Consider the following 23,334-nt stretch of genomic DNA (forward strand, 5'->3'; position numbering starts at 1 on the left):
TGCCGGGGTATTTCCTCAGTCGCTCTTCAGGACTTCCAGCAGGTCTGCGGCCGACGCAGCTTCGCGAAGCCGCGAACGGATGCCGGCCTTGCTGAAGAGGCTAGCCAGATGCGCGAGGAGCTGCAGATGCTCTTCGTTCGCCTCCTCTGGCACGAGCAGCGCGAAGGCCAAGTCGACCGGTTCGCCGTCTGCGGCATCGTAGTCGACGCCCTTGCTCGTCTGCACGAATGCGCCTAGGACCTGGGTCACGTCCTTGAGGCGGGCATGGGGCAGCGCGATGCCATGCCCCAGCCCGGTGCTGCCAAGGCGTTCGCGCTCCAGCAGTCGTTCGAAGACCGTCTCGGCCTGAATGCGTGGGTGATCCTTTGCTAAGAGTTCCGCCAGTGTTTCCAGAAGTCGCTTCTTGCTGGCGATCTCCATCCCACAGCCGATTCTGGCCTCGCTAATCAGGTCAGGGCTGAACATGGGGCCGACTCCAAATAGCCTCGAGTGTGGCCATTGTGCGCGTGCTGGATGGGTGACAAGGGCTGTTTTTGTTCATGCCGTCTAATACCTCGGGTCATGATTTAGAACACGAGACCCAAGCATCTAGATGTGCTTATCTGCGGTCGTCTCAATGAAAAACACCTCGAACGGTCTATCCGCCCGTCCGAGGTGCTGCGAGCATGCGCTCAGAAAACGCTGATGCAAAGCGCCGCCGATATCGGCAAGACGGTCTCCCAATCACCAAGGCCATCAAATCGCTGCGCACTGGGTCAGCTGGGCATTGGCTCAAGGGATGCGTCTGCCCCTTCCGGGCGCTCTATTCTACGGAACGAATCATCCGCTGCCACAAAAAGTCGCTTGGCGGTGTTCGCCTGTCGAAGGCAGATCGCTCACTCGGCCTCGACGATCTTGACCGCCCCGCCGCGGTGGCTGCTCTTTTTCTCCTTGTGACGAATGACCTGTCTGTCGAGCTTGTCGATCAGACCATCAATGGCCGCATACATATCCTCGTGGACGGAGTCCGCAAAGACCTTGCCTCCGTTGACGTGCAGCGTCGCCTCTGCCTTCTGCGACAGCTTCTCAACGCTGAGGACAACGTGGGCGTTTATGACGTGGTCGAAATGTCGTGCGAGACGGTCGAATTTGCTGTCGACGTAAGACTTCAGCGCTTCGGTGACGTCGATGTGGTGACCCGTCAGGTTGATCTGCATCATGTGACTCCTTCAAAGGTTCAAACGGCCTGTTAAGCCAGGCGTTTGCGCTCGTTCGAGGGTGGGATACCCATTGCCTCGCGGTATTTGGCGACTGTTCGTCGTGCGACATTGATGCCCTGATTGCCAAGCTCTTGGGCGATTTTGCTGTCGCTCAATGGCTTCTTGGGGGGCTCCCCGGAGATGAGCTTACGAATCAGGGCGCGAATTGCCGTCGACGAGCATTCGCCGCCAGATGCTGTGTTGACGTGAGAGGAGAAGAAATACTTGAACTCGAAGGTGCCGCGAGGCGTGTGCATGTATTTCTGCGTGGTGACCCGAGAGACCGTCGACTCATGTAGCTCAAGGACTTCGGCGATGTCGCGCAGCACCATGGGGCGCATGCCTTCGTCGCCATGTTCGAAGAAATCCTGCTGCATCTCGACGATCTTTGATCCCACTCGCAGCACCGTGTCGTTGCGGCTCGCCAAGCTCTTGATAAACCAGCGGGCCTCTTGCAGATGGCTCTTGAGCGTGGTGCTGTCCGCGCTTTGATCCGCGCGTCGGACCAAGCTCGCATAGTCTGCATTCACTCTCAGTTTGGGCGTCGATTCCGCATTTAGCTCGACGAGCCAGCGCCCCTCTTTCTTGCGCACGAAGATGTCGGGGACAACGTACTCCGATGGCGCCGTTTCAATCAAGCTGCCTGGCTTCGGGTGCAGGCTGCGAATCAGGCCCAGGGCGTCGACGACCTCCTCTTCCGAGAGCTTGAGGAGCTTCATCAGGGCGTTGACATCGCTGCGCGGCAGGTGGTCGAAGCCCTTGTCGCAGATGGCGATGGCCTGACTCCGCAGTTCGGTGTCGGCGGGCAGCTGGCGCAGTTGAATGAGCAGGCATTCTTGAACGCTGCGGGCGCCAATCCCAGCGGGATCGAGCGACTGCACGTGGTGGATCTGGGCCTCGATCTCCTCCGGGCTGATCGAGTCGTTGTCGATCGTGGCCATTAGGTCGTCGACATCGCTGCGCAAGTAGCCGGCGGCATCGATGGCGTCGATGATGGCCTGGCAGATCATGAAGTCTCGATCGCTGAGTCGGCTGAGGTTCAGCTGCCACGCGAGGTGATCCTGCAGGGTCTGAGGACGGCTGCGGTGGGCGAGGGGGTCGAACTCCGAGCCGTCGTCAGCGCCATGGGGCGTGGTTGGCAGGTAGCTGTCGTAGACGTCCGCCCATTGGGTGTCGACCGGCAGGTCTTCCGGCATCTCGCTGGACTCGGCGCGAATCTCTCGATCCACCTTGAGATCCTGCTCGCCCGCAGTGGCTTCTTGCTGCTCGGCGCGGCTCGGTCCGCTCTCCTGGGCGATAGGCTCGCTGTGGCGATCAGCATCATCGCCCTCCTCAAGCATGAGGTTGGTGTCGAGCGCCTCTTGAATCTCCTTCTGCAGGTCAAGCGAGGAGAGCTGCAGCAGCTTGATGGCTTGCTGCAGCTGGGGCGTCATCGTGAGATGCTGGCTAAGGCGAAGCTGTATGGATTGCTTCATCGATGGCGCTGGCGTAGTGAGATGAGCCGGTTCAAGTAGTTCAAAGCAATAAGGGTGCCTAGGTCGATTCTAGCCTAATTGTCTCTGCGAAAACGTCAAGTCGTCGGCTTAGGTGAACTATTTCACAGGAGCGCGCCGGCCGAAACCGGCGTTAGCGGCTCCGTCCCTACATCGAGAAGTCCTCGCCGAGATAGACGTCTCTCACCTGCTGGTCCGCGAGCAGCTCGGCCGGCTCTCCCGAGGCGATCACCGTCCCCGCGTTGATGATGTAGCCGCGATCGCAGATGTCGAGCGTCTCGCGCACATTGTGATCTGTGATCAGGACGCCGATGCGGCGCTCGCGCAGATGGGAGACGATGGCCTTGATATCCCCGACCGCGATGGGGTCCACGCCCGCGAATGGCTCGTCGAGCAGCATGACGGCTGGATCCACGGCAAGCGCGCGGGCGATCTCGAGTCGTCGGCGCTCCCCTCCGGAGAGGCTGAGGGCCAGGGAGTCGGCGACGTGGGCGATCCCGAGTTCTTCGAGCAGATGCTCGCAGCGCTGCTCGCGTTCCGGGCGCTTGAGTTCTTTGCGGGTCTCGAGGATGGCCATGATGTTCTCGCGTGCGCTGAGCTTGCGAAAGACCGATGCCTCTTGCGCCAGGTAGCTCAGCCCGGATCTGGCGCGGGCGTGCATCGGAAGGCGGGTGATGTCGCGCTCGCTCAGCAGGATGCGGCCCTTGTCGGCAGGAATGAGGCCGACGATCAGATAGAAGCAAGTGGTCTTGCCGGCACCGTTGGGGCCGAGCAAGCCGACCACTTCGCCGGCGTTGACCTGCACGCTGACGTCTCGCACGACCTGACGGCTGCGGTAGTGCTTCTGCAGATGCTCGGCGCGCAGCGCGCTCAAGGGCGGGCTCTCCTGCTCAGGGCTTTCATTCCTGCTCCGGGGTGATCGTGATCTTGACCCGGCCGGATCCGCCGGCGCGGAATTGTGCCTTGGCGCGATCGTAGACGATGCGCTCGCCCGCCAGTCGGTCGGCACCCTGGATCAGCAGCCCATCGCCAATCAGGGTCAGTTCATCTTTGTCAGCATCATATTCCATGCGCTTGGCGAAGGCCTGAACCTCGCCTTCGTCATTGTCGCGCAGTTGCCTGTATTTGGCGGGGTTCCCGAGCGCGATGATGAGTCTGGGCTGGCGGTCTTTGCGATGATAGACCGTCACATGATCGGCTAGCAGACGCATGCTGCCCTGGTCGACTTGGACATTGCCCACGTAGACGCTGGTGCTATCGCTCTCGCGCACCTCGACGTCGTCCGCCTCGATGAAGACCGGCTGTTTGGCATCGTCCTTCAGCGCCCAAGCGGGCATCCATGTGCACGCGGCGATGAGTGCGAGAATGACGGCTTGCGGCCATGGCTGCCGCAGGGATGGGACTGCTGCCAACCTCAAGGCTGGGACTCCTCTTCGGGGGCGAGCCGGATGCGCGCGCGGCCGTGGAAGGTGGAACGGGTCGGCTCGTTGTACCACAGCCGCATCCCTTGCGCCGTGAGTGTGTCGCCGTCGCTACGGATGCTGACGGGAAGGTCGGTCTCGGCGAGCGCCTCAGCGCGCAGGATGTCGATCTGCTCGGTCTCCAGGTGGGTCGGTCGGTAGTCGCCGTCACCCTCGCGGTCGAGCTGGACGTTTCCAGAGAGGCGCACGCGCTCGCCGCTGTCGAACACCGTCCCTGTCCGTGCGCGGGCAGTCCAGGGCGGCCCCTCGGTCTGAAAGAGTTCCATGCGCGGTTGGGTCAGCTCCGAGACGTCTTCGCTGGCGAAATGGCGCAGCTCTTGCGCGATCAGCTTGCGGCTGGGCCGGCCTGAGGCGTCCGTCTCGACGGCGGAGAAATCGCGCACGACATAGTCGGGCAGGCGCTGACGCGCCCCCAGCAGTGGCGTTTCTTGCGCGCTTGTGTGCAGCAGCCACCAGGCCGTGAGGCCGATGGCGCCGAGCAGCGCGAGCAGCAGGAGCTGACGCCGTGACCAGCCATAGCCGTTGGCGTGTGGGGCGTAGCGGGTCATGCTTCGCGCATCATGATCAATCGTGCGTCATCGTCAATAGTGCGTCATCGTCAATAGTGCGCCATCATCGACGCGAGCGAGCCCTGAGCCTCCATGAGCAGCTCGCAGACTTCGCGCGCGGCACCGCGGCCGCCTGGCGCCGCCGTCGTCCAGTGCGCAAGCGCTCTGAGCGCCGGATGGGCGTCCGCGACTGCGATTGCGAGACCGACGCGACGCATGACGGGTAGGTCGACCACGTCGTCGCCGACATAGGCGACGGCGTCGTCAGTCAGATTCAGGCGCTGCCGCAGCTCCTCGTAGGCCGGCAGCTTCTGTCGATAGCCTTGGTAGACATCCGAGATGCCGAGGCTTTCCATGCGCATTTGGACGACGTTGGACGTGCGTCCCGTGATCACGGCCAGGCGTACGCCTGTCTCCTGAAGCATGACCATGCCGTGACCGTCACGCGAGTTGAAGGCCTTGTACTCTTGGCCGTCGTCACCCAAGAAGAGGCTGCCGTCCGTGAGGACACCGTCCACATCGAAGATGACAAGCCGGATGCGTGCGGCGCGGTCTCGAACTTCTTGCATCAGTGCCCTCCAAGGATGTCTTATTCTAGCGAGGCTTCGCCTCAGACCGACGAGTCATGCCATCGGAATCGGGATCGAACCGACGATAGCGATACCGACGGTCTTGGGTGGTCGGACGCTTCATCGAAATTCGACTCATCTGCAAGCATTTTGCGCCCTCAAGGATTCTAGGATCAGACGACGCCGGCCCGGAGCAGATCGTGCATGTTCAGCGCGCCGATGAGGCGTCGCTCGTCGTCCAGGACCATGAGTCCATTGATGGACTTCGACTCCATGATCTGGATCGCCTCGACCGCAAGCGCCTCTGCGCTCAAGGTGACACAGTTGCGTGTCATGATGCTGTCGATACTGGTTTCGCGCACATCGATGCCGCCGTCCAGGGCGCGTCTCAGGTCGCCGTCGGTGAAGATGCCGATCAAGTGATTCTGATCGTCGACCACCCCGGTCATCCCGAGTCCTTTGCGCGACATTTCTTCCAAGGTGCCGAGCAGGCTGGTGCCGAGCAGAACCCGAGGGACGCGCTCGTCGCGGTGCATGATGTCGCTGACATGGAGCAGCAGACGCCGCCCGAGACTGCCGGCAGGGTGTGAACGTGCGAAATCCTCGGCGGTGAAGCCGCGGCTCTCGAGTAGCGCGATGGCAAGGGCGTCACCCATTGCGAGTGCGGCCGTGGTGCTGGACGTGGGCGCCAGGCCCAGCGGGCATGCCTCGGTCTCGACGCTAATGTCCAGATTGACATCTGCTTCCCGGGCCAGGGTCGAGTCGCGCCGGCCGGTCATGGTCACCAGGGGCACGCCGAGCCGCTTGAGGATCGGCAGGATGGTCAGCAGCTCATCGGTTTGGCCTGAGTTGGAGATGGCTAGCACCATATCCCGCGGCGTGATCATCCCCAGGTCGCCATGACTGGCTTCTCCCGGATGGACGAAGAAGGCGGGGCTTCCCGTGCTCGCGAGGGTTGCGGCAATCTTGCCGCCGATGTGCCCTGATTTGCCCATGCCCAGAACCACGATGCGGCCCTCGCAGGCGAGCATGTAGCGACAGGCCGCGACGAAGGCGTTGTCGATGCGCGCGGCGAGCGCGGCCACGGCCTCGGCTTCGGCCTCGATCACCGCGCGGCCGAGCGCCATGATCTGCTCCCCCTGTCCGCTCGATAGGTGGGCCTGAAGTGCGCCGAGTTGTCGCTTCTCTGTCATGCTGGTGTGCGGCCGTCAGATTGGGGAGCGTCAGTCTGTCCCGAAGTTCGCACGCACAAAATACACCAGGTAGCGGGTCATGTCCCGCTAACGCTGAAGGAGGTCCCGTGGAGTTGAGCGCAAGCCTCGTCATCCCGTTGCGACGCGGCTGGGCACCCTTGCCGAAGGAGTCCTTCTACCCGGAGGACCTGCCCAGCGACTGGCAACTCGCCTATTTTGCCAATGTCCTTGACGCCGTCCTCGTGCCTGTCGAACTCTGGCGATCCGCGAGCGCGGATGTGGTCGCGCGCTGGCGTGAGGATGTCCCGGATCACTTCGGCTTCTTCATTGAGGACCTGACTGGCGCCATGACGCCAGCCTTGTGGTCGCAGCTGTCGGGCTGCTTGGGTGATGGTTTGAAGGGCCTGGTGGTCTGTCCGGATGGCCTGGATGCTCACTGCCGGTGGATGGCGTCACCCTTCGCCGCGGGGCATGCTGTCGCCGATGCGGGCGTGGAGAGCGGCTCCGGGATCGCCTATCTGGTGCCCAGTCATTTGCAACAAGACCTCCGGGCGGCGCGGCGCTGGCTCGAGGACCTGGTTGCGTCCGCAGGAGGGCGGCCGACACTGCTAATGCTGAGCGACGTCGAGATCGAGGCGGTCGGCCAATGGCAGTTACTCATCGATCTTCTTGGTCTGTCGAGGCGATGATGCCGACCTGTGAATTCCATTCGCGTCAGGCGCGCTCTCTTGACGCTTGGATGCCTGCTCGCGACAATCCCGCCCTTTCGCCGACGGCGCACTCAATGTTCAAACCAGATCATGGCTAGGCGAGACCCCGCGGATGTGCGCAGTGCTCGGGAGGGAGACGGCCCCAAGGCGCAGGGGACGACTGCCCCAGGGCGGGCTGCTACGGGTGGCGATAGCCGCGCGGAGCCGTCCTCTTGGGCTTCCGCGCCCCTGGTTCGTATTCGCGGCCTGAGCTATCGCCGCGGCTCCCTGGTCATCTTCGAAGACCTGGATCTGGATATTCAGCGCGGCGCGGTGACTGCGGTCATGGGGCCGAGCGGCACCGGCAAGACGACCTTGCTCAAGCTCATTACCGGGCAGCTGAGACCGGATGCTGGCAGCATTGAAGTCGATGGGCTTGACATCCAGCGCATGGATAAGGCTCAGCTTTTCAAATTGCGTCGCCGCATGGGGATGCTGTTCCAGTCGAATGCCCTGCTGACGGATCTCAGCGTCTTCGACAACGTCGCCTATCCGCTGCGTGAGCACACGGATCTGAGCCCCTCGATGCTGCGCAAGGTGGTTCTGCTCAAGCTGGAGGCGGTTGGGCTACGCGGCGCGCGCGACGTCATGCCAAGCGCGCTGTCCGGCGGCATGGCGCGCCGTGCCGCGCTGGCGAGGGCCATCGCCCTGGATCCCATGATGATCCTCTACGACGAGCCCTTTACTGGCCAGGACCCGATCTCGATGGGGATGCTGATCGCGCTGATTCGGCAGTTGAACGATGCGGCTGGGCTGACCAGTATCGTCGTATCCCATGACGTGCGCGAGACGGCGAGCATCGCGGACTATCTCTACGTGATCTCCCAGGGTCGCATCATTGCTGAGGGGACGCCCGCGCAGGTTGCGGCCGAGGACTCCGAATGGGTCCGCCAGTTCATGGATGGTCTGCCGGACGGGCCCGTGCATTTCCACTATCCAGGGCCGTCCTTGGCGCAGGACCTGCGGCTGCGGGGCGCGGCCTGATGCTGCTGGATCCGATCGCCACGCTGGGACGTGCTGTGCTGGCGTCGCTGACCCGGCTGGGACGCGCGAACCTGCTGCTTGTCGACATCCTGCGCGGGACTGGGGAGATCTTCCGGCATCCGCGCCTGCTCGGCGAGCAGATCGTCAATATCGGCGTCCTGTCGCTGTTGATCGTCGGCGTCTCGGGGCTCTTCGTCGGCATGGTGCTGGGTCTGCAAGGCTATTATGTGCTCGCCCAGTTCGGTGCTGAGGAGAGTCTGGGGGTCATGGTGGCCGCGTCTCTGGTGCGCGAGCTGGGTCCGGTGGTCGCCGCGCTGCTGGTCGCCGGGCGCGCGGGCTCTGCGCTGACGGCCGAGATCGGCTTGATGAAGGCGACCGAGCAGCTGTCCGGCCTGGAGATGATGGCCGTCGATCCGGTCCGCCGTGTCCTGACGCCACGCTTCTATGGTGGCGTGCTTGCCATGCCCATGCTTGCCGCCATCTTCAGCGCGGTGGGCATTCTTGGCGGCTACTTCGTCGGCGTGGGGCTGTTGGGCGTCGACACAGGTGCCTTCTGGAGCCAGATGCAGGCCAAGATCGATTTCGCCGAGGACGTGGTCAATGGCGTCATCAAGAGTCTGGCCTTCGGCGTCGTGGTGACTTGGATCGCCCTCTTTCAGGGCTATGACAGCGCGCCGACGTCCGTCGGCGTGAGTCGCTCGACGACCCGGTCGGTCGTCCACGCGGCGCTGGTTGTCCTGGGGCTGGATTTCGTCTTGACGGCACTGATGTTTGGAGATTAAGGCGATGGCCAAGCGACAAAATGTTGAACTCATGGTCGGTGCTTTCGTGGCGCTCGGCTTGGTCGCGCTCTTCTTCTTAGCGATGAAGGTGAGCAATCTCAGCCTGAGCGCTGGCGGCGAGGGCTATGTGCTGACCGCGCGCTTCACGAATGTCGGCAGTTTGAAGGTCCGGGCGCCTGTCACCATGGCGGGCGTGCGCATCGGACGGGTCGAGAGCCTGCGCTTCGACAAAACGACCTACATGGCTGTAGTGACCATGCGCGTCGATGCTGGAATCGATGCCATCCCAGAAGATACCTTCGCGAATATTTTTACCTCCGGTCTTCTCGGCGAGCAGTACATCGGGCTCGAGCCGGGCGGCAGCACAGACTATCTCCAAGACGGTGGCGAGATCGCCCACACGCAGTCGGCGCTGGTGCTCGAGCAGATGATCGGGCAATTTCTCTTCAAGAAAGCAGGTGAGAGCGGCTGATGTTTTCGAGACGTTACTTTCTAGCCGGGCTTCTGGTCCTGGCGCCTTTGGTCTGGAGTTCGGGCGTCCTGGCCGCGCAGGACGAGGCGACGGCGCTGGTCAAACGCACGTCCGAGCGCATGCTGAGTACGCTCCAGGCGCGCCGTGCCGAAGTGGATCGCAATCCCTCGCTGATCTACGGCATGGTGCAGAGCATCGTTGCACCCCACTTCGATTTTCAGCGCATCACCCAAGGCGCGGTCGGGCAATATTGGCGTCAGGCGACGCCGGCTCAGCAGCAGCGCTTGGTCGACGGCTTCCAGCAGGTGCTGATCCGCACCTACGCGCGCTCGCTGCTCAGCTACTCGGGTGAGGAGATCCGCTATCTGCCCGTCAGGCCGGGGAGTCGTCCCTCGACGGTCACCGTCTCGACCGAGGTGCGCGAGCCTGGTTCGACCCCCATCCCCGTCGACTATCGTATGTACAACAGCGGCGGTGGCTGGAAGGTGTATGACGTGGTGATCAACAACGCCAGCCTCGTTGGCAACTATCGCAGCAGCTTCGCCAACGAGATTCGTCAGGGCGGCGTCGATGGTCTGATCGCCAAACTCGCGGACATGAATCAGCAGGGCCAAGAGTGACGGCAGCGCGTTTGGTGTCCTCGGAGTCCGGCCGCTGGGAGCTGTCTGGCGCGCTGGACTTCACGACGGTTACCCCTTTGGTGAAGGAGGGTCTGGGCTTGCTCCGCCGGGTGCCGGACCGTGGCCGGGTCGAGGTCGACCTCTCCGGCGTCGAACTGGCCAACAGCGCCGGGCTTGCGCTTCTGCTGGAGTGGCTGGAGATGGCGCAGCTGCGCGACATTCAGATTGCCTATCATCACCTGCCCGATTCGCTGCGGCGGATCGCCGCCTTCTCGAATCTTCAAGATCTGCTGCCGACCGGGCACTGATCGCCTGCGCCTTCGGGCTCTCTTCTTCTGCTTTTCGCTCGATTTCCATGGACAAACTCCTCATCACTGGCGGACATGCACTTCAGGGGCGCGTGCGCGCGTCCGGCGCCAAGAACGCCGCGCTGCCGATCTTGGCAGCGACCCTGCTGGCGGATGCTCCAGTCAGACTCACGAATGTGCCGCGGCTGCGCGACATTGATACCACGCTCGCGCTCTTGGGTCGTATGGGTGCAAGGCTGGAGCGCACTGCGGATGGCCATGTCAGCGCACAGCCTGGCGCACTGACCAGTTGCGTAGCTCCCTACGAGCTCGTGAAGACCATGCGCGCCTCCATCCTGGTGCTAGGCCCGCTGCTGGCGCGCTACGGTCAGGCCGACGTCTCCTTACCAGGCGGCTGCGCCATCGGCGCCAGGCCCGTGAATCTTCACATCGAGGGACTGCGGGCCTTGGGCGCCGAGGTCACTGTGGATAGCGGCTACATCCGTGCGCGCGCCAAGCGCCTGAGAGGCGCGCGCCTGGTGATGGAGATGGTCTCGGTCACCGGGACCGAGAATCTCATGATGGCGGCGGCGCTCGCCGAGGGTGAGACGCTCATCGAGAACGCGGCGCGTGAGCCGGAGGTCGTCGATCTGGCCGATTTCCTCAATGCCATGGGTGCCCGCATCGAAGGCGCGGGGAGCGCGGAGATCCGCATCCAGGGCGTCGAGCGGCTGGGCGGGGCCGAGTATCGGGTGATGCCCGACCGGATCGAGACAGGTACCTTCTTGGTCGGTGCGGCGATGACGGGTGGCTGTGTTCGTGTTGAGGAGACCCGCCCGGATTGTCTGGATGCCGTGATCCTGAAGCTGCGTGAGGCGGGCGCCTCGGTCGAGGTGGGGCCAGATTGGATCGAGCTGGACATGCAGGGCCGCAGGCCGCGCGCGGTCGACGTGCATACCGCGCCGCATCCGGCCTTTCCGACGGACATGCAGGCCCAGTTCTGCGCCCTCAACGCCGTTGCGGAAGGGGTGGGCGTGGTGGCTGAGACCATCTTCGAGAACCGCTTCATGCACGTTCCGGAACTGCAGCGCATGGGGGCCGACATCCGGGTCGAGGGACATTTGGCTGTCTGTCATGGCGTCTGCGGCTTGACCGCAGCCCCCGTCATGGCGACGGATTTGCGCGCCTCGGCGGGGCTCGTCCTCGCTGGGCTGGTCGCTGCGGGTGAGACCCTGGTCGACCGCATCTATCACCTCGATCGCGGCTATGAGACCATGGAGGCAAAGCTCTCGGGCCTGGGTGCGAGCATCGAGCGGATCTCCGGGGGCAATGGGACTGCCACGCCATGAATCTGAATGCCCCGCTGACGATTGCCTTATCCAAGGGTCGCATCTTCGACCAGACGCTGCCGCTGCTGGCGCACGCCGGCATCGAGCCGCTGGATGACCCGGAGACGAGCCGTAAGCTGATCCTCGAGACCACCAACCCCAAGGTCAATTTCGTCATTATCCGCGCCAGCGACGTGCCGACCTACGTTCAGTATGGTGCCGCCGATCTCGGTGTCGCTGGCAAGGACGTCTTGCTCGAGCACGGTGGCGAAGGGCTCTACGAGCCGCTCGATCTCGGCATCGCCCGCTGCCGCTTGATGGTGGCAGGCCTGCCGCACAGAGTCGAACCGACCTCCAGGCGGTTGCGCATCGCCACCAAATACGTGCGCAGCGCCGAGCGCTACTTCGCCTCCAAGGGGCAGCAGGTGGAGATCATCAAGCTCTACGGCTCCATGGAGCTGGCGCCGCTAGTCGGCTTGTCCGATCTCATCGTGGATCTGGTCGAGAGCGGCAATACGCTCAAGGCCAATGGTCTGGTGCCGCTGGAGCACATTGCCGATATCAGCTCGCGGCTGGTCGTCAACAAGGCGTCCTGGAAGATGAAACACGAGGCCGTGAGCGCGCTGCTCGATTGCCTGCGCGAGGCCGTGGGACAGGCGTGAGCGAAAGCCCCGTGGGGTTCCCCGGCCTTAGAGTGAAATTTCAATTAGAAACAGTGACATCGTCGTGACCGAGATCAAACGTCTTGCCACCTCAAATCCCGATTATCAGGCACGGATCGCCGATCTGCTGGCCTGGGAGTCCGTGTCGGATGACAGGGTCCAGCAGACCGTGGCCGAGATCATTCGCGAGGTGCGCGCGCGCGGCGACGCGGCCTTGATCGACTACACCAGCCGTTTCGATCGTTGGACCCCAGCGAGCGCGGCCGACCTCGAGCTGCCCAAGGCACGTCTCGAGCAGGCTTGGGGCAAGATCCCGGCTGATCAGCGTGTCGCGCTCGAGACGGCGGCGGAACGCATTCGCGCCTATGCCGAGCATCAGAAGATGAGCGGTTGGAGCTATCGTGAGCCCGACGGCACCCTGCTCGGTCAGCAGGTGACGCCCTTGGATCGTGCCGGGCTCTATGTGCCTGGCGGCAAGGCTGCCTACCCCTCGTCCGTGCTCATGAACGCCATCCCCGCCAAGGTCGCGGGTGTCGCCGAGCTGATCATGGTCGTGCCGACGCCGGATGGCGCGCTCAACGAACTGGTGCTGGCAGCGGCCCAGGTCTCCGGTGTCGATCGTGCCTTCGCCATTGGTGGCGCTCAAGCGGTCGCGGCGCTGGCCTATGGCACGGAATCGGTTCCGGGCGTCGACAAGGTTGTGGGACCCGGCAACATCTATGTCGCCACGGCCAAACGCGCCGTCTTCGGTCAGGTCGGCATCGACATGGTGGCCGGTCCCTCTGAGATTCTGGTGATCTGTGACGGTGGAACCCATCCCGACTGGATCGCCATGGACCTCTTCTCGCAGGCCGAGCACGATGAGGACGCCCAGTCGATCTTGGTGAGCTGGGACGGTGATTTTCTCGATCGCGTCGCGGCGAGTATCGACAAGCTGCTGCCGACCATGGAGCGCCAGGAGATCATCTCCGCCGCCTTGCGCGCTCGCGGTGCCCTGATCCAGGCGCGTGATCTGGATGACGCCATCGCTGTCGCCAACGACATTGCCCCCGAGCACCTCGAGCTGTCAGTGGAGGATCCGGAGGCCATCGTCGGTCGCATCCGGCACGCGGGCGCCATCTTCATGGGACGCTACACCGCCGAAGCCCTGGGCGATTACTGTGCCGGTCCCAACCACGTGCTGCCGACCTCGCGCACGGCACGCTTCTCATCGCCGCTTGGCGTCTACGATTTCCAGAAGCGCTCCAGCCTTATCATGGCCTCGCGGGCCGGCTCGGCGGAACTGTCCAAGACCGCATCCGTGCTCGCGCGCGGCGAGGGGCTGACCGCCCATGCCCGCTCGGCCGAGTACCGCGGAGAAGGCTCCCGATGAAGGCCCGCATCGATGCCCTGGTGCGGCCCGAGATCCGCGCCCTCAAGGCCTACCACGTCCCCGAGGCTGCAGGCCTGATCAAGTTGGATGCCATGGAGAACCCCTATGGCTGGCCGGACGCGCTCAAGGCCGAATGGCTCGAGACGCTGCGCGCGGTCGAGCTGAACCGCTATCCGGATCCCCAGGGTGAGGATCTACAGCAAGCCATCCGCGCGGCGATGGAGATCCCGGAGGAGATGGGGCTGCTGCTGGGCAACGGCTCGGACGAGCTGATCCAGATGATCGCACTCACGGTCGCGCAGTCGGGTCGCAAGGTCCTGTCGGTCGATCCCGGCTTCGTCATGTATCGCATGATTGGATGCTTCGCCGGCCTGGATTACCTGGGGGTTCCGCTCGAAGCGGAGGATTTCTCGCTCGACCTGGATGCCATGCTCGAGGCGATCGAGCGCGAGCAGCCCGCGCTGGTCTATTTGGCCTATCCCAACAATCCCACGGGCAACCGCTTCGACGCCGACGACATGGTGCGCATCATCGAGATGGCGCCCGGACTGGTCATCGTCGACGAGGCCTACGCGCCCTTCACCGACTGCAGCTTCATGAGACTCTTGGGCGACTGGGAGAACCTTCTGGTCATGCGCACCGTCTCCAAGATGGGACTAGCCGGTCTTCGTCTGGGCTATCTCGTCGGTCCCAAGCCCTGGCTGGAGGAGATCGACAAGGTCCGTTTGCCCTACAACATCAATGTGCTGACCCAGGTCTCCGCCGCCTTCGCCTTGAAGCACAAGGCCGTGCTGGACGAGCAGACCCAGAGCATCCGCGTCGAGCGCGGCCACCTCATGGAAGGTCTCGGACGGCTTCCAGGCATCCACGCCTATCCGAGCGAGGCGAATTTCATCCTCACGCGCATGCCTGAGGGACAGGCGGATGCCATCTTCGCCGGCCTCAAGGATCGCAAGATCCTGGTCAAGAACCTGAACGGGACGCACCCACTGCTCAAGGACTGTCTGCGCCTCACGGTTGGTACGCCGGAGGAGAACGCCGCCTTGCTGGCCGCATTGGGCGCGCTGCTCGGCTGACCATGCGTCAGGCGCGACGGCTCCCTGTCGGGGGCGCTTGATGCTCCTGTAGCGGCGTCGCGAGTGAGCGCCTGAGGGGCGCTTCGCTCAAGTCCCCTCGATCCGGTCATAGTAGCGCGCGCGATAGAGCAGGCGCGGTGCTGGTCCGTCCGTGAAGCCGGTGCGCGTATGCAGCACATTGTTGCTCACCAGCCCCCAGCCGGCCTCCAAGCGGCCCTTGAAGTGCCAGGGCGAGCCCTCTTTGAGGATGTCCTTGAGGCATGCGACGGCCTCGGCCGTGAGCGCGTCCTCCCGCCAGCGAATGTTGCGCGAACGGTTGGTGAAGCGCATGTGGAGACGTCCGTCCGGTCTGACCGAGAAGACCGGGCCGGACTGATCCGGCCGCACCTGCTCGCCGTCGACGAAGCTCGCGGGGATGGTCATGCATTCCGGGTGCATCAGGGCGCGAATGGAGTCGGCCGACTTGTCGCGCATCAGGATGTAGGCGATCTCGTGATCCAGCAGCGCGTTCTCGCCGCCAGTCGCGGCGGGCTGCACGCAATGGAGGAGCAGGGCGAAGATCTCGCGCTCCGGGCTGTTGTAATAGCCGTCCGTGTGCCAGTCGATGGGGCGGTTGGAGTAGGGAATATAGTCGCGATGCCCGGCATCGGTCTGTACCGTCAAGGAGGTGACGGCGTCCTCGTCGGCGCCGCGATTGTGATCCAGCCGACGCAGACCGAAGCGCGCGCCGATCCCTGTCGGGATGGTCTTGTTGGGGTCGTCCCCTGTCTGGCCGATGTAGATGGCCATGTTCGCCCGCCGGCAGCGCTCCAGGATGGCGGCATGCTCGGTGTCCGTCAGTCGACGTGGATCCTGGACTTCGACGATCAGCGCGGAGAGTTCCGTCGGTGCCTGCGCCAGTTTTTCATCGCGCCAGCGGCGATAGGCGTCGTCGTTCTCCAGATCGAAGGGGGAATCGAGCATGCGGGCGGCGCTCCTGTCCTCATGGGGTTGTTGGACCTTGGGCCGGCTATCATCAGCCCTCACCGAATGGGGGGCAACGCTAATCGGCGCGTCCGCGCAAAGCATTGATGCTTGTCAGCTGCCCTGCAGCTTGCCGCCACGGGGCAACAACGCGAGCATCGTCGGGCGCTGTGACCGTCGGTGCGACACGCAAGGCGGGCCTGGAGACACCTCAGCGAGTGCGAGCTTTGACAGAAATCGCCTAACATTGGCGCATTGCCCCAGCCATTGGACCGACGGTACAGCCCATGTCAACGGCGGATCCCAGCTCCACTCAGGTTATGCCAGCGGCCGACGCCGCCGCCCGAAAGATCCGTCTCGAGCGCATCGAGCTGGATATCCTCTTGGGACCGGACGCCGGCCGCGAGGTCAAGCTGACCCTGCCAAGCGTGAAGATCGGTACCGCCTCCGACAATGAGGTCATGCTGACGGACCGCACCGTCTCGCGTCACCATGCCGAGATCCGCATGACCCAGGAGGGTCTGCTGCTCAGTGACCTTGGCTCCACGAACGGGACCTTTCTGAACGGACTCAGGGTCAAGGAGGCCTACCTGGGGGCAGAGAGTGTGCTCGCACTGGGCTCTACCGAGATCCGCATCGGTGCGGGGACCGAGGAGCGTCCCTATGAGGTCGCTCGGGAAACTCAGCTCGGCGGCTTGGTTGGCGGGACCGAGCCCATGCGCGAACTCTATGGGCTCATCAAGGTCGTGGCGCCGACACCGACGACAGTGCTCATTACGGGGGAGTCCGGCTCAGGGAAAGAGGTGGTCGCAACCACCCTTCATGAACGCTCGGGGCGACGCGGACCGCTGGTGGTCTTCGACGCCTCGGTGACGGATCCCGAAATGGTGCGGAACGACCTCTTTGGACACATCAAAGGGGCTTTCACAGGCGCCACCGGCGCGCGCGAGGGGGCATTCCGCCGCGCCGATGGCGGCACGCTCTTCATCGACGAGATCGGCGAGCTGCCGTTGGAGCTTCAGCCTCGGCTGCTGCGCGTCTTGGAGAGCCGAGAGGTCTCCCCGGTCGGGTCGGATCAGCCAGTCAAGGTCGATGTGCGCGTGGTCGCCGCGACCCACAGAAACCTCGAGGCCATGGTCCAGGCCGGCGAGTTTCGCGCCGACCTCTATTATCGGCTGTCAGTCATCTGTCTACGGGTTCCGCCGCTGCGTGAGATCAAGGCCGACATCCCGCTGCTCGTGCAAAGCTTCGCCGACAAGATGGGCATGTCCTCCCGGCTGACAGAGGACGCCGAGCGTGCGCTGCTCGAATACCACTGGCCGGGCAATGTCCGCGAGCTGCGCAACGTCTTGGAGCGTGCGGCCGTCCTCTGTCGCAGTCAGGAGATCCGGCCGGAGCATCTGCGCCTCATGGATCTCGGCGCGGCCTCGCGGCCTAGCACCATGGGCGACACCTCAGCTGGCTCCTCCGCTGCCGTCGCGCAGTCTCCCGGCGAACTCAAGGCGATGGAGCGGCAGATGATCAGCGACGCCATGGCGCGCAACCGCAACAACAAGACCGCGGTTGCCCGCGAGCTCGGCATCCCGCTCTCCACCCTGAAGCGCCGCATCACCGAGTACGGGCTCTGAGGCAGCAGGGTTTCATCGATGCTTGGGTCCAGGCTCCCGTCGCTTGAGAGGCCGCTCAAGGCGTTGCTTCAGGGCTTCAACAAGGGAGTCAGGACCGAGATCGAGCGGGCGGCCAGTGCTGGCGCGGGCGTGGGCTGGCACTGAGATCAGGTCTCGGTGATGGAAGTGGCCGACGGGGTGTGCAAGGACCGGCGTACCGCGACCGATGCGATCTCGCGGAGGGCAGCTCACTCAGGATAGAAGTCGGCGCATAAGACCTGGTCGACCGACTAGGGGCAGTTTTCCGCGAACAGATCGAGCCCGGTCTCATCGATCGCCTCGGCCGATGTGTCTGCCCAGACCCCTTCCTGCACATTGGGATCGGAGAGCGAGGCCTTGATCGTCTTGGACGCTTGCCGTCCCGTCAGCACAAACCTCCGCATCCAAGTGGCTGCTGATGCCGGAAGACCCTATCCGGGCCGGCATCTTGCTGATGCGCCCGGTCTCTTGCGCCCGGTCTCTGGGGTCAGGCGCGGGACTTCTCGAGCGGCTGCGGTGGCTCTTTGCTCGCCCAGAGGCGCAGGGCGACGAGGATGCTCGTGAAGAGCCCGACGCAGCCGGCGATCCAGAGGCCAGCGCTCAAGGGGTCGCGTTCGAAGATGGCGGCTTGATAGAAGAGGGTTGCGGTCAGGAAGGCGATGGTGGTCGTCCAGAAGCCGACGAACATGGCCCAGGGTGCGCCGGCCTCGCGCACGATGGCGCCAATGGTGGCGACGCAGGGGAAGTAGAGCAAGACGAAGAGCAGGTAGGCGAAGGCGCCCGCCTGTCCGTCGAAGCGCTCAGCCATGGCGCCAAAGGTGCCGCTCTGCACGCCTTGCTCATCGGCGGCCGCGTTCTGATCGCTGATCTCGCCGACATTCAGCCCGAGTGGGTCGAGCGCCCGCGCGCCCAGCTCGGATAGATTATCAGTGATCGAGGCGCCGGCTCGGCCGATGTCGCGCCAGAAATCGAAGGGTTCGGGCTCGCTCGCCGGGGACTCCTCGGCCGCAAGTCGGCCGTAAAGCGAGTCCAGGGTCCCGACGATGACCTCCTTGGCCAGCACGCCCGAGAAGACGCCCAGAATGGCGGGCCAGTTGTCTTCGCGGATGCCCATGGGGGCGAACAGTGGGGTCGCGGTGCGGCTGATGCCGGCCAGGATCGAGCTGTCGCTCTCCTCGTTGCCGAGGCTGCCGTCGCTGCCCACGGTGGAGAGGACATTGAGCACCAAGACCATGAGGACGATGACCTTGCCCGCCTCGCGGAGGAAGAGCTTGACCCTGTCCCAGGTGCGCAGCAGCACGCCCTTGATGGTCGGAAGGTGATAGGGGGGCAGCTCCATCAGCATGCCCGAACTGTCACCCTGGAGCAGGGTATGCTTCATCACCAGCCCGGACAGGATGGCGACCGCGATCCCGGTCAGATAGAGGGCGAAGACCAGGTTCTGTCCGGAGTGCGGGAAGAAAGCGGCCGCGAAGAGGGCATAGACGGGCAGCCGAGCACCGCAGGACATGAAGGGATTCATGAGGATGGTGAGCTTGCGCTCGCGCTCGCTCTCCAGCGTGCGTGTCGCCATGACTGCGGGCACATTGCAGCCGAAGCCGACGATCAGGGGGACGAATGCCTTGCCTGGCAGACCGATGGAGCGCATGAAACGGTCCATGACGAAGGCGGCGCGCGCCATGTAGCCGCTGTCTTCCAAGGCCGAGAGCACGATGTAGAGGCTGGCGATGATGGGGATGAATGTCCCCACGACCTGAAGTCCGCCGCCGATGCCGTCCGCTAGCACCAGGCTGAGCCAGCCGGGGGCATCGAAGCGCTCGAGCAAGGCGCCGAGTCCGTCGACGAAGAGCGCTTGTCCGATGAGATCGAAGAAGTCGATGAAGGCCCCGCCGATATTCATGGTGAACATGAACATGAGGTAGATCATCAGCAGGAACAGCGGGATGCCAAAGGTCCTGCTCAGCACGATCTGGTCGATGCGGTCCGAGAGTGTGCGTTCGACGCGGCGGCTCTCGCGCAGGACGCGCTGCGCCAGGGTGTGGGCGTGGCCGTAGCGCGTGTCCGCGATGTGCAGATCGGTCTCCTCACCCGCGCGCTCCGCCACTTGGCGGCGGGCCTGCTCCACGAGCACCATGACCTCGGGGCTCGCGGCCTTCTCGGCGATAGGGTCTGACTCCAACAGTTTGAGCGCCAGCCAGCGCGTGTTGGCTTGGTCTGAGATGTCGCCTAACGCCGGGGCCAGGTCAGCAACAGCCTCCTCGACACACTCACCCTGAGCCAGTGGCACACCGGCGCGCTCGCGTCCCTCGGCGACCGCGAGCAGGCGCGCCTGTAGCTCCGTCAGTCCTTCCTTGCTGACGGCGACCAGGGGCACCACGGGGCAGCCGAGCGTTTCGGCCAGCTGCCCGGTATCGATCTGGATGCCGCGCTTGCGCGCGATGTCCATCATGTTGAGCGCGATGACGATGGGTACGCCCATCTCCAACAACTGGACCGTCAGATAGAGGTGCCGCTCCAGGTTGCTGGCGTCGATCACATTGACGATCAGGTTGGCGTCACGGCTGAGCAGGTAGTCGCGCGTGACGACTTCATCCAGCGAATTGGCGTCCAGTGAGTAAATGCCGGGCAGGTCGATCACGCGGATCCGTCGCCCATCCAACTCCATGGCGCCTTCCTTGCGCTCGACGGTGACGCCGGGCCAGTTCCCCGTGGTTTGCCGGATGCCTGTGAGGGCGTTGAAGAGGGCCGACTTGCCGCAGTTGGGGTTGCCCGCGACGGCGATCGTCAGCGGCTTTTGCGGCCGGTCGTCGGCTGCCGCTGGGGCGGTGGACTTATCCGTCATGATGAATGTCCGCGCCTAGCTCGTGAGCCCCAAGTGCTCGCTGTCCGGCACTTGCTCGACATCGTCCTGTGCGCAGGTCACGCAGCCTGAATGCGGAGCTTCGGGTGTGACCCAAAGCTTCTCGGCGATGCCCGAGCCCACGGCGATGCGCGCATCGCCGCTTGCCAGCACGAGGCCCTGCCCTCTGCGCTGGACGACGCAGAGCGAGCTGCCCTGTCTGAGACCGAGCGCAAGGAGGCGGCGCGTCAGGTGGCGGCCGCCGCGGATCTCGGTCAAGCGGGCGGGTGTCCGATGCGGAAGGTCTGAGAGTTGGATGGTCTGGGGCTGTTGAGACATCGTCTGTTACTGCCAATGCGCTGGTCGGTCGCCGATAGGATGACCAAAGCATAACCCGAAGCAGGCCGCTTTCGCAGATGAATCCGAGATCGATTCATGCTCGCATTTAGCGACCCCAGCTAAGGGCATCGAGAATGGGGGTTTGCTGTTCGCCAAAGCCTCGTAATTTAAGGGGTTTGAAGCAGGCGGCGGCCCTGAATCGAGCATGGTTGCAATCGCTCACCTCGTCCCAAATCTCGCAACCGAAGCGATGCAATCAGTGACAACAAACCCGAAAGAGGATACGACGATGGATGGTGGATCTCTTGCTGCTGCCGAAATGATGGTGTTCCTCGGGCTGGTCGGCTGGCTCCTCTACTATCAGTTTGTCAGCTCGAGGCGCGACTCGAGCAGTTCTAGCTCCGAGACCAAGCAGGACTCTCAGGCCGATGAGTCGAGTCCTTGAGCCTGGTGTGCTTGGCGCGAGCGCGGCCATGATGGTGCCTTGGGATCGGCATGGGTGCTTGATGCTCAGCAAGCCGCTGCAGAGCGTCAGTGCCGCGCTTGGCTCCTGCTTCTAACCGCTCTGGGTGCCGCGCCGCGACAGGCAACGGCATGAGTCCGGGTCGAGGGACGACGCGGACTCACCCCTCCCGAACCGCAGTCGATCAGCCAGTCTTCGGCGGGCCTAGCCCTCTGAGCCGAGTCCCTGGGACCAATCCCCCTCTTTCTCCGTCGTTCGGACCAGGCGCAGGTTGTAACGCGACCCTGGCTCATTGGACGGGCGTGGCTTGGGCCGACTTCACAGGCCCGACCTTCGGCGTTTCGTTGGCCCCCTTGTCTTGATCATCGATTTGGAATCCTCGAGGGCGCAATCTGCTGGCAGATGAGTCAAATTTCGATGAAGCGTCCGACCATCCAAGGCCGTCGGGAGCGGCATCGGGATCGGGATCGGGATCGGCATCGAACCGACGATAGCGATCCCGATTCCGATAGCGACCCCGATGTCTTGATCATCGATTTGGAATCCTCGAGGGCGCAATCTGCTGGCAGATGAGTCAAATTTCGATGAAGCGTCCGACCATCCAAGGCCGTCGGCATCGGCATCGGCATCGAACCGACGATAGCGATCCCGATTCCGATAGCGACCCCGATGGCATGACTCGTCGGTCTGAGGCGAAGCCTCGGCGCCATTCGGACATACGGCAGTCCCCCGCTTAGAAAGTGTCCATAAATTGTTTCCCGATGCGAGCGATGCCGCCCGAAATCCCCCCTAGCCCCCCTTTGCGAAAGGGGGGAAGTTGTTGATGGACGGTTCCTTAGGGTGCCGTGCTCGACCGGCGCTTGCTTGACGGAGTTCTCGCGTAGGCTTGAGCGCCTAGCTCGATCTAACACGGTCACGGCTTATCGCATATCATTCGGCCAAGCTGCATATGCGCAACGCGACCGAAGCGCCCGGATGAAAAGGCGTAACTTCAGCCAAGAATGAGTGACTCCGCATGACCGAGAAAAGGATGGTGTTCAGCGAGGACCTAAGCACGTCGTCGGACTACCTTCGTATGGCGGTACCCTTGATGATTCAGCGCCAGATCCCGCCGACGCCTCACAACTATGCGCTCTGGTACGCGCATGTGCAGAATGCGCATCCCGAACTCAGCGCGACGCTGCTGGAGCAGTTTCCGGGGCCAGGCAGCTATGACCCGGATGTCAGCGAGTCGCTCTTCTTCGACTTCTTCATCAAGACCTATCTGCCGAACAGTCCGCAGGCGCAGAACCTCCTGGTGAGCATCCTCACGCAGCTTGCCCGGTCGGTTGCGCAGAGCGCCGAGGGCAGCAAGGCCTACGGGGAGTCGCTCAAGGAGACCATTCATGTCCTCGAGGAGCCGATCGATTCGGAGCGCATTCGTGCCGCACTCAGCCAGCTCTTGGAAGATACGGTCAGTATGGAGGGGCTGAACAATGCGTTCCGCAGTGAGCTTCAAGCCGTGAGCGCTGAGGTCGCCAAGCTCAAGAAAGAGCTGGAGCAGAGCCAATACAACGCGCGCGTCGACAGCCTCACCAAGATTGCGAACCGCCGTGCTTTCAATGACGCTTTACAGCAGGCGCTTGGTTCGGATGAGGAGCCTGCCTCGCTGCTGCTGCTCGACCTCGATCGATTCAAGCAGTGCAACGATACCTACGGTCATCTCATGGGTGATCGCATCCTTGAAATCGTCGGCGGCGTCCTTGCTGAACTCCAGAGCGATTCCGTCTTCGTGGCGCGCTACGGCGGCGAGGAGTTCGCGGTCATTGCGACCTCTCCCCTGGGTCCCGCGACCGAGTTGGCCGAGCGGATTCGACGCAAAGTGGCGGGGATCCGCATCCAGCGCAAGGGTAGCAAGGACTTTATGGGCGAGGTCACCGTCTCGATCGGCGTGGTACAGGCCAGGGGTGGGGAATCGCCTGACAGCCTGATCGAGCGTGCCGATGCCGCCCTTTACCGCGCAAAGGACGGAGGCCGCGATCAGGTGGTCGCGCTCAACGACTCGCATGGTACCAGCGTGCCCTGAGCCTATCCGGGCGCGTCAAGGCGCGCGGACAAGCCCGCGACTAGCCGAGCGGTGGCGCGTCGGCTTAGAAAGTGCCCATCACTTGTTTCCCGATGCGAGCGATGCCGCCCGAAATCCCCCCTAGCCCCCCTTTGCGAAAGGGGGGAAGTTGTTGATGGACAGTTC

At 63.6% G+C, this 23,334-nt stretch carries 25 protein-coding genes; 13 read left to right on the plus strand and 12 right to left on the minus strand.

Translation table 11 applies throughout. The features are described from left to right. Positions 1 to 15: 15 nt before the first annotated feature. The 8 genes from G3480_RS02350 to G3480_RS02385 all read right to left on the minus strand — a co-directional run bounded on the left by G3480_RS02350 (position 16) and on the right by G3480_RS02385 (position 6,522). Entirely contained in the window at positions 16 to 465 is a 450-nt protein-coding gene (locus G3480_RS02350; protein WP_164652063.1) for a PTS sugar transporter subunit IIA, read from the minus strand. Between the two features lie 410 nt (positions 466 to 875). After that, positions 876 to 1,196, minus strand: a complete 321-nt coding sequence (gene hpf, locus G3480_RS02355; RefSeq protein WP_164652107.1) for a ribosome hibernation-promoting factor, HPF/YfiA family — start codon at positions 1,194 to 1,196, stop codon at positions 876 to 878. A gap of 32 nt (positions 1,197 to 1,228) precedes the next feature. Next, positions 1,229 to 2,713 carry an RNA polymerase factor sigma-54 gene (locus tag G3480_RS02360; protein WP_164652064.1) on the minus strand — a complete coding sequence of 495 codons (1,485 nt, stop codon included), beginning with the start codon at positions 2,711 to 2,713 and terminating at the stop codon, positions 1,229 to 1,231. Between the two features lie 166 nt (positions 2,714 to 2,879). Further along, positions 2,880 to 3,605, minus strand: coding sequence for an LPS export ABC transporter ATP-binding protein (lptB, locus tag G3480_RS02365; RefSeq protein WP_164652065.1), 726 nt, complete (start codon positions 3,603 to 3,605; stop codon positions 2,880 to 2,882). Positions 3,606 to 3,630: 25 nt separating this feature from the next. Beyond that, complete coding sequence (lptA, locus tag G3480_RS02370) at positions 3,631 to 4,068, minus strand: lipopolysaccharide transport periplasmic protein LptA (protein WP_164652108.1); 438 nt, start codon at positions 4,066 to 4,068, stop codon at positions 3,631 to 3,633. A gap of 77 nt (positions 4,069 to 4,145) precedes the next feature. Further along, the gene (lptC, locus tag G3480_RS02375) at positions 4,146 to 4,760 is read right to left on the minus strand and encodes an LPS export ABC transporter periplasmic protein LptC (RefSeq protein WP_164652066.1); all 615 of its coding nucleotides are present in this window, start codon (positions 4,758 to 4,760) and stop codon (positions 4,146 to 4,148) included. Positions 4,761 to 4,810: 50 nt separating this feature from the next. Next, positions 4,811 to 5,329 (minus strand): 3-deoxy-manno-octulosonate-8-phosphatase KdsC, encoded by a 519-nt coding sequence (gene kdsC, locus G3480_RS02380; RefSeq protein ID WP_164652067.1) that lies wholly within the window; start codon positions 5,327 to 5,329, stop codon positions 4,811 to 4,813. 173 nt (positions 5,330 to 5,502) lie between these two features. Next, positions 5,503 to 6,522, minus strand: a complete 1,020-nt coding sequence (locus G3480_RS02385) for a KpsF/GutQ family sugar-phosphate isomerase (protein ID WP_164652068.1) — start codon at positions 6,520 to 6,522, stop codon at positions 5,503 to 5,505. Between the two features lie 113 nt (positions 6,523 to 6,635). Here G3480_RS02385 and G3480_RS02390 point away from each other — a divergent pair, with 113 nt between their 5' ends. The 10 genes from G3480_RS02390 (at position 6,636) to hisC (ending at position 14,854) form a co-directional block, all read left to right on the plus strand. Beyond that, entirely contained in the window at positions 6,636 to 7,211 is a 576-nt protein-coding gene (locus G3480_RS02390; RefSeq protein WP_164652069.1) for a DUF72 domain-containing protein, read from the plus strand. 111 nt (positions 7,212 to 7,322) lie between these two features. Further along, a complete protein-coding gene (locus G3480_RS02395) occupies positions 7,323 to 8,255 on the plus strand; it encodes an ABC transporter ATP-binding protein (protein ID WP_164652070.1) in 933 nt (310 codons plus the stop codon). Then, entirely contained in the window at positions 8,255 to 9,037 is a 783-nt protein-coding gene (gene mlaE, locus G3480_RS02400) for a lipid asymmetry maintenance ABC transporter permease subunit MlaE (protein ID WP_164652071.1), read from the plus strand. The genes G3480_RS02395 and mlaE overlap by 1 nt, the downstream gene beginning before the upstream one ends. A gap of 4 nt (positions 9,038 to 9,041) precedes the next feature. Then, a complete protein-coding gene (gene mlaD, locus G3480_RS02405) occupies positions 9,042 to 9,509 on the plus strand; it encodes an outer membrane lipid asymmetry maintenance protein MlaD (RefSeq protein ID WP_164652072.1) in 468 nt (155 codons plus the stop codon). Further along, positions 9,509 to 10,129 carry an MlaC/ttg2D family ABC transporter substrate-binding protein gene (locus G3480_RS02410; RefSeq protein WP_164652073.1) on the plus strand — a complete coding sequence of 207 codons (621 nt, stop codon included), beginning with the start codon at positions 9,509 to 9,511 and terminating at the stop codon, positions 10,127 to 10,129. The genes mlaD and G3480_RS02410 overlap by 1 nt, the downstream gene beginning before the upstream one ends. Then, positions 10,126 to 10,437: an STAS domain-containing protein gene (locus G3480_RS02415; protein WP_164652074.1), complete on the plus strand. Its 312-nt coding sequence runs from the start codon at positions 10,126 to 10,128 to the stop codon at positions 10,435 to 10,437. The genes G3480_RS02410 and G3480_RS02415 overlap by 4 nt, the downstream gene beginning before the upstream one ends. Before the next feature lie 47 nt (positions 10,438 to 10,484). Then, complete coding sequence (murA, locus tag G3480_RS02420; RefSeq protein ID WP_164652075.1) at positions 10,485 to 11,765, plus strand: UDP-N-acetylglucosamine 1-carboxyvinyltransferase; 1,281 nt, start codon at positions 10,485 to 10,487, stop codon at positions 11,763 to 11,765. After that, positions 11,762 to 12,406: an ATP phosphoribosyltransferase gene (hisG, locus tag G3480_RS02425; RefSeq protein ID WP_164652076.1), complete on the plus strand. Its 645-nt coding sequence runs from the start codon at positions 11,762 to 11,764 to the stop codon at positions 12,404 to 12,406. Before murA ends, hisG begins: the two co-directional genes overlap by 4 nt. Positions 12,407 to 12,470: 64 nt before the next feature. After that, positions 12,471 to 13,778: a histidinol dehydrogenase gene (gene hisD / locus G3480_RS02430; RefSeq protein WP_164652077.1), complete on the plus strand. Its 1,308-nt coding sequence runs from the start codon at positions 12,471 to 12,473 to the stop codon at positions 13,776 to 13,778. Continuing rightward, positions 13,775 to 14,854 (plus strand): histidinol-phosphate transaminase, encoded by a 1,080-nt coding sequence (hisC, locus tag G3480_RS02435; RefSeq protein WP_164652078.1) that lies wholly within the window; start codon positions 13,775 to 13,777, stop codon positions 14,852 to 14,854. Before hisD ends, hisC begins: the two co-directional genes overlap by 4 nt. Positions 14,855 to 14,941: 87 nt before the next feature. Here the strand turns inward: hisC and G3480_RS02440 are convergent, their stop codons facing one another. Next, a complete protein-coding gene (locus G3480_RS02440; protein ID WP_164652079.1) occupies positions 14,942 to 15,817 on the minus strand; it encodes a TauD/TfdA family dioxygenase in 876 nt (291 codons plus the stop codon). Positions 15,818 to 16,104: 287 nt separating this feature from the next. Here G3480_RS02440 and G3480_RS02445 point away from each other — a divergent pair, with 287 nt between their 5' ends. After that, a complete protein-coding gene (locus G3480_RS02445) occupies positions 16,105 to 17,445 on the plus strand; it encodes a sigma 54-interacting transcriptional regulator (RefSeq protein WP_164652080.1) in 1,341 nt (446 codons plus the stop codon). A 269-nt stretch (positions 17,446 to 17,714) separates the two neighbouring features. On the opposite strand, the gene G3480_RS02450 is transcribed toward G3480_RS02445, so the two are convergent. The 3 genes from G3480_RS02450 to G3480_RS02460 all read right to left on the minus strand — a co-directional run bounded on the left by G3480_RS02450 (position 17,715) and on the right by G3480_RS02460 (position 20,641). Then, complete coding sequence (locus G3480_RS02450) at positions 17,715 to 17,867, minus strand: hypothetical protein (protein ID WP_164652081.1); 153 nt, start codon at positions 17,865 to 17,867, stop codon at positions 17,715 to 17,717. A gap of 83 nt (positions 17,868 to 17,950) precedes the next feature. Beyond that, positions 17,951 to 20,305 carry a Fe(2+) transporter permease subunit FeoB gene (feoB, locus tag G3480_RS02455; RefSeq protein WP_164652082.1) on the minus strand — a complete coding sequence of 785 codons (2,355 nt, stop codon included), beginning with the start codon at positions 20,303 to 20,305 and terminating at the stop codon, positions 17,951 to 17,953. A 15-nt stretch (positions 20,306 to 20,320) separates the two neighbouring features. After that, positions 20,321 to 20,641 (minus strand): FeoA family protein, encoded by a 321-nt coding sequence (locus G3480_RS02460; protein ID WP_164652083.1) that lies wholly within the window; start codon positions 20,639 to 20,641, stop codon positions 20,321 to 20,323. A gap of 428 nt (positions 20,642 to 21,069) precedes the next feature. Between G3480_RS02460 and G3480_RS28885 the strand changes: the two genes are divergently transcribed. Then, positions 21,070 to 21,201, plus strand: coding sequence for a hypothetical protein (locus G3480_RS28885; RefSeq protein ID WP_276611660.1), 132 nt, complete (start codon positions 21,070 to 21,072; stop codon positions 21,199 to 21,201). 918 nt (positions 21,202 to 22,119) lie between these two features. Next, positions 22,120 to 23,169 carry a GGDEF domain-containing protein gene (locus G3480_RS02465; RefSeq protein ID WP_164652084.1) on the plus strand — a complete coding sequence of 350 codons (1,050 nt, stop codon included), beginning with the start codon at positions 22,120 to 22,122 and terminating at the stop codon, positions 23,167 to 23,169. Positions 23,170 to 23,334 lie beyond the last annotated feature (165 nt).

Origin of the sequence: Thiorhodococcus mannitoliphagus, from assembly GCF_010915725.1 — a bacterium.
Classification (GTDB): domain Bacteria; phylum Pseudomonadota; class Gammaproteobacteria; order Chromatiales; family Chromatiaceae; genus Thiorhodococcus; species Thiorhodococcus mannitoliphagus.

Bases quoted from the DNA above. Each gene is read 5' to 3' on its own strand.
- G3480_RS02350 (WP_164652063.1), bottom strand. From the start codon at position 465: ATGTTCAGCCCTGACCTGATTAGCGAGGCCAGAATCGGCTGTGGGATG.
- hpf (WP_164652107.1), bottom strand. From the start codon at position 1,196: ATGCAGATCAACCTGACGGGTCACCACATCGACGTCACCGAAGCGCTG.
- G3480_RS02360 (WP_164652064.1), bottom strand. From the start codon at position 2,713: ATGAAGCAATCCATACAGCTTCGCCTTAGCCAGCATCTCACGATGACG.
- lptA (WP_164652108.1), bottom strand. From the start codon at position 4,068: ATGCCCGCTTGGGCGCTGAAGGACGATGCCAAACAGCCGGTCTTCATC.
- lptC (WP_164652066.1), bottom strand. From the start codon at position 4,760: ATGACCCGCTACGCCCCACACGCCAACGGCTATGGCTGGTCACGGCGT.
- kdsC (WP_164652067.1), bottom strand. From the start codon at position 5,329: ATGCAAGAAGTTCGAGACCGCGCCGCACGCATCCGGCTTGTCATCTTC.
- G3480_RS02385 (WP_164652068.1), bottom strand. From the start codon at position 6,522: ATGACAGAGAAGCGACAACTCGGCGCACTTCAGGCCCACCTATCGAGC.
- G3480_RS02395 (WP_164652070.1), top strand. From the start codon at position 7,323: ATGGCTAGGCGAGACCCCGCGGATGTGCGCAGTGCTCGGGAGGGAGAC.
- mlaE (WP_164652071.1), top strand. From the start codon at position 8,255: ATGCTGCTGGATCCGATCGCCACGCTGGGACGTGCTGTGCTGGCGTCG.
- mlaD (WP_164652072.1), top strand. From the start codon at position 9,042: ATGGCCAAGCGACAAAATGTTGAACTCATGGTCGGTGCTTTCGTGGCG.
- G3480_RS02410 (WP_164652073.1), top strand. From the start codon at position 9,509: ATGTTTTCGAGACGTTACTTTCTAGCCGGGCTTCTGGTCCTGGCGCCT.
- murA (WP_164652075.1), top strand. From the start codon at position 10,485: ATGGACAAACTCCTCATCACTGGCGGACATGCACTTCAGGGGCGCGTG.
- hisG (WP_164652076.1), top strand. From the start codon at position 11,762: ATGAATCTGAATGCCCCGCTGACGATTGCCTTATCCAAGGGTCGCATC.
- hisC (WP_164652078.1), top strand. From the start codon at position 13,775: ATGAAGGCCCGCATCGATGCCCTGGTGCGGCCCGAGATCCGCGCCCTC.
- G3480_RS02440 (WP_164652079.1), bottom strand. From the start codon at position 15,817: ATGCTCGATTCCCCCTTCGATCTGGAGAACGACGACGCCTATCGCCGC.
- G3480_RS02445 (WP_164652080.1), top strand. From the start codon at position 16,105: ATGTCAACGGCGGATCCCAGCTCCACTCAGGTTATGCCAGCGGCCGAC.
- G3480_RS02450 (WP_164652081.1), bottom strand. From the start codon at position 17,867: ATGCGGAGGTTTGTGCTGACGGGACGGCAAGCGTCCAAGACGATCAAG.
- feoB (WP_164652082.1), bottom strand. From the start codon at position 20,305: ATGACGGATAAGTCCACCGCCCCAGCGGCAGCCGACGACCGGCCGCAA.
- G3480_RS02460 (WP_164652083.1), bottom strand. From the start codon at position 20,641: ATGTCTCAACAGCCCCAGACCATCCAACTCTCAGACCTTCCGCATCGG.
- G3480_RS28885 (WP_276611660.1), top strand. From the start codon at position 21,070: ATGAGTCGAGTCCTTGAGCCTGGTGTGCTTGGCGCGAGCGCGGCCATG.
- G3480_RS02465 (WP_164652084.1), top strand. From the start codon at position 22,120: ATGACCGAGAAAAGGATGGTGTTCAGCGAGGACCTAAGCACGTCGTCG.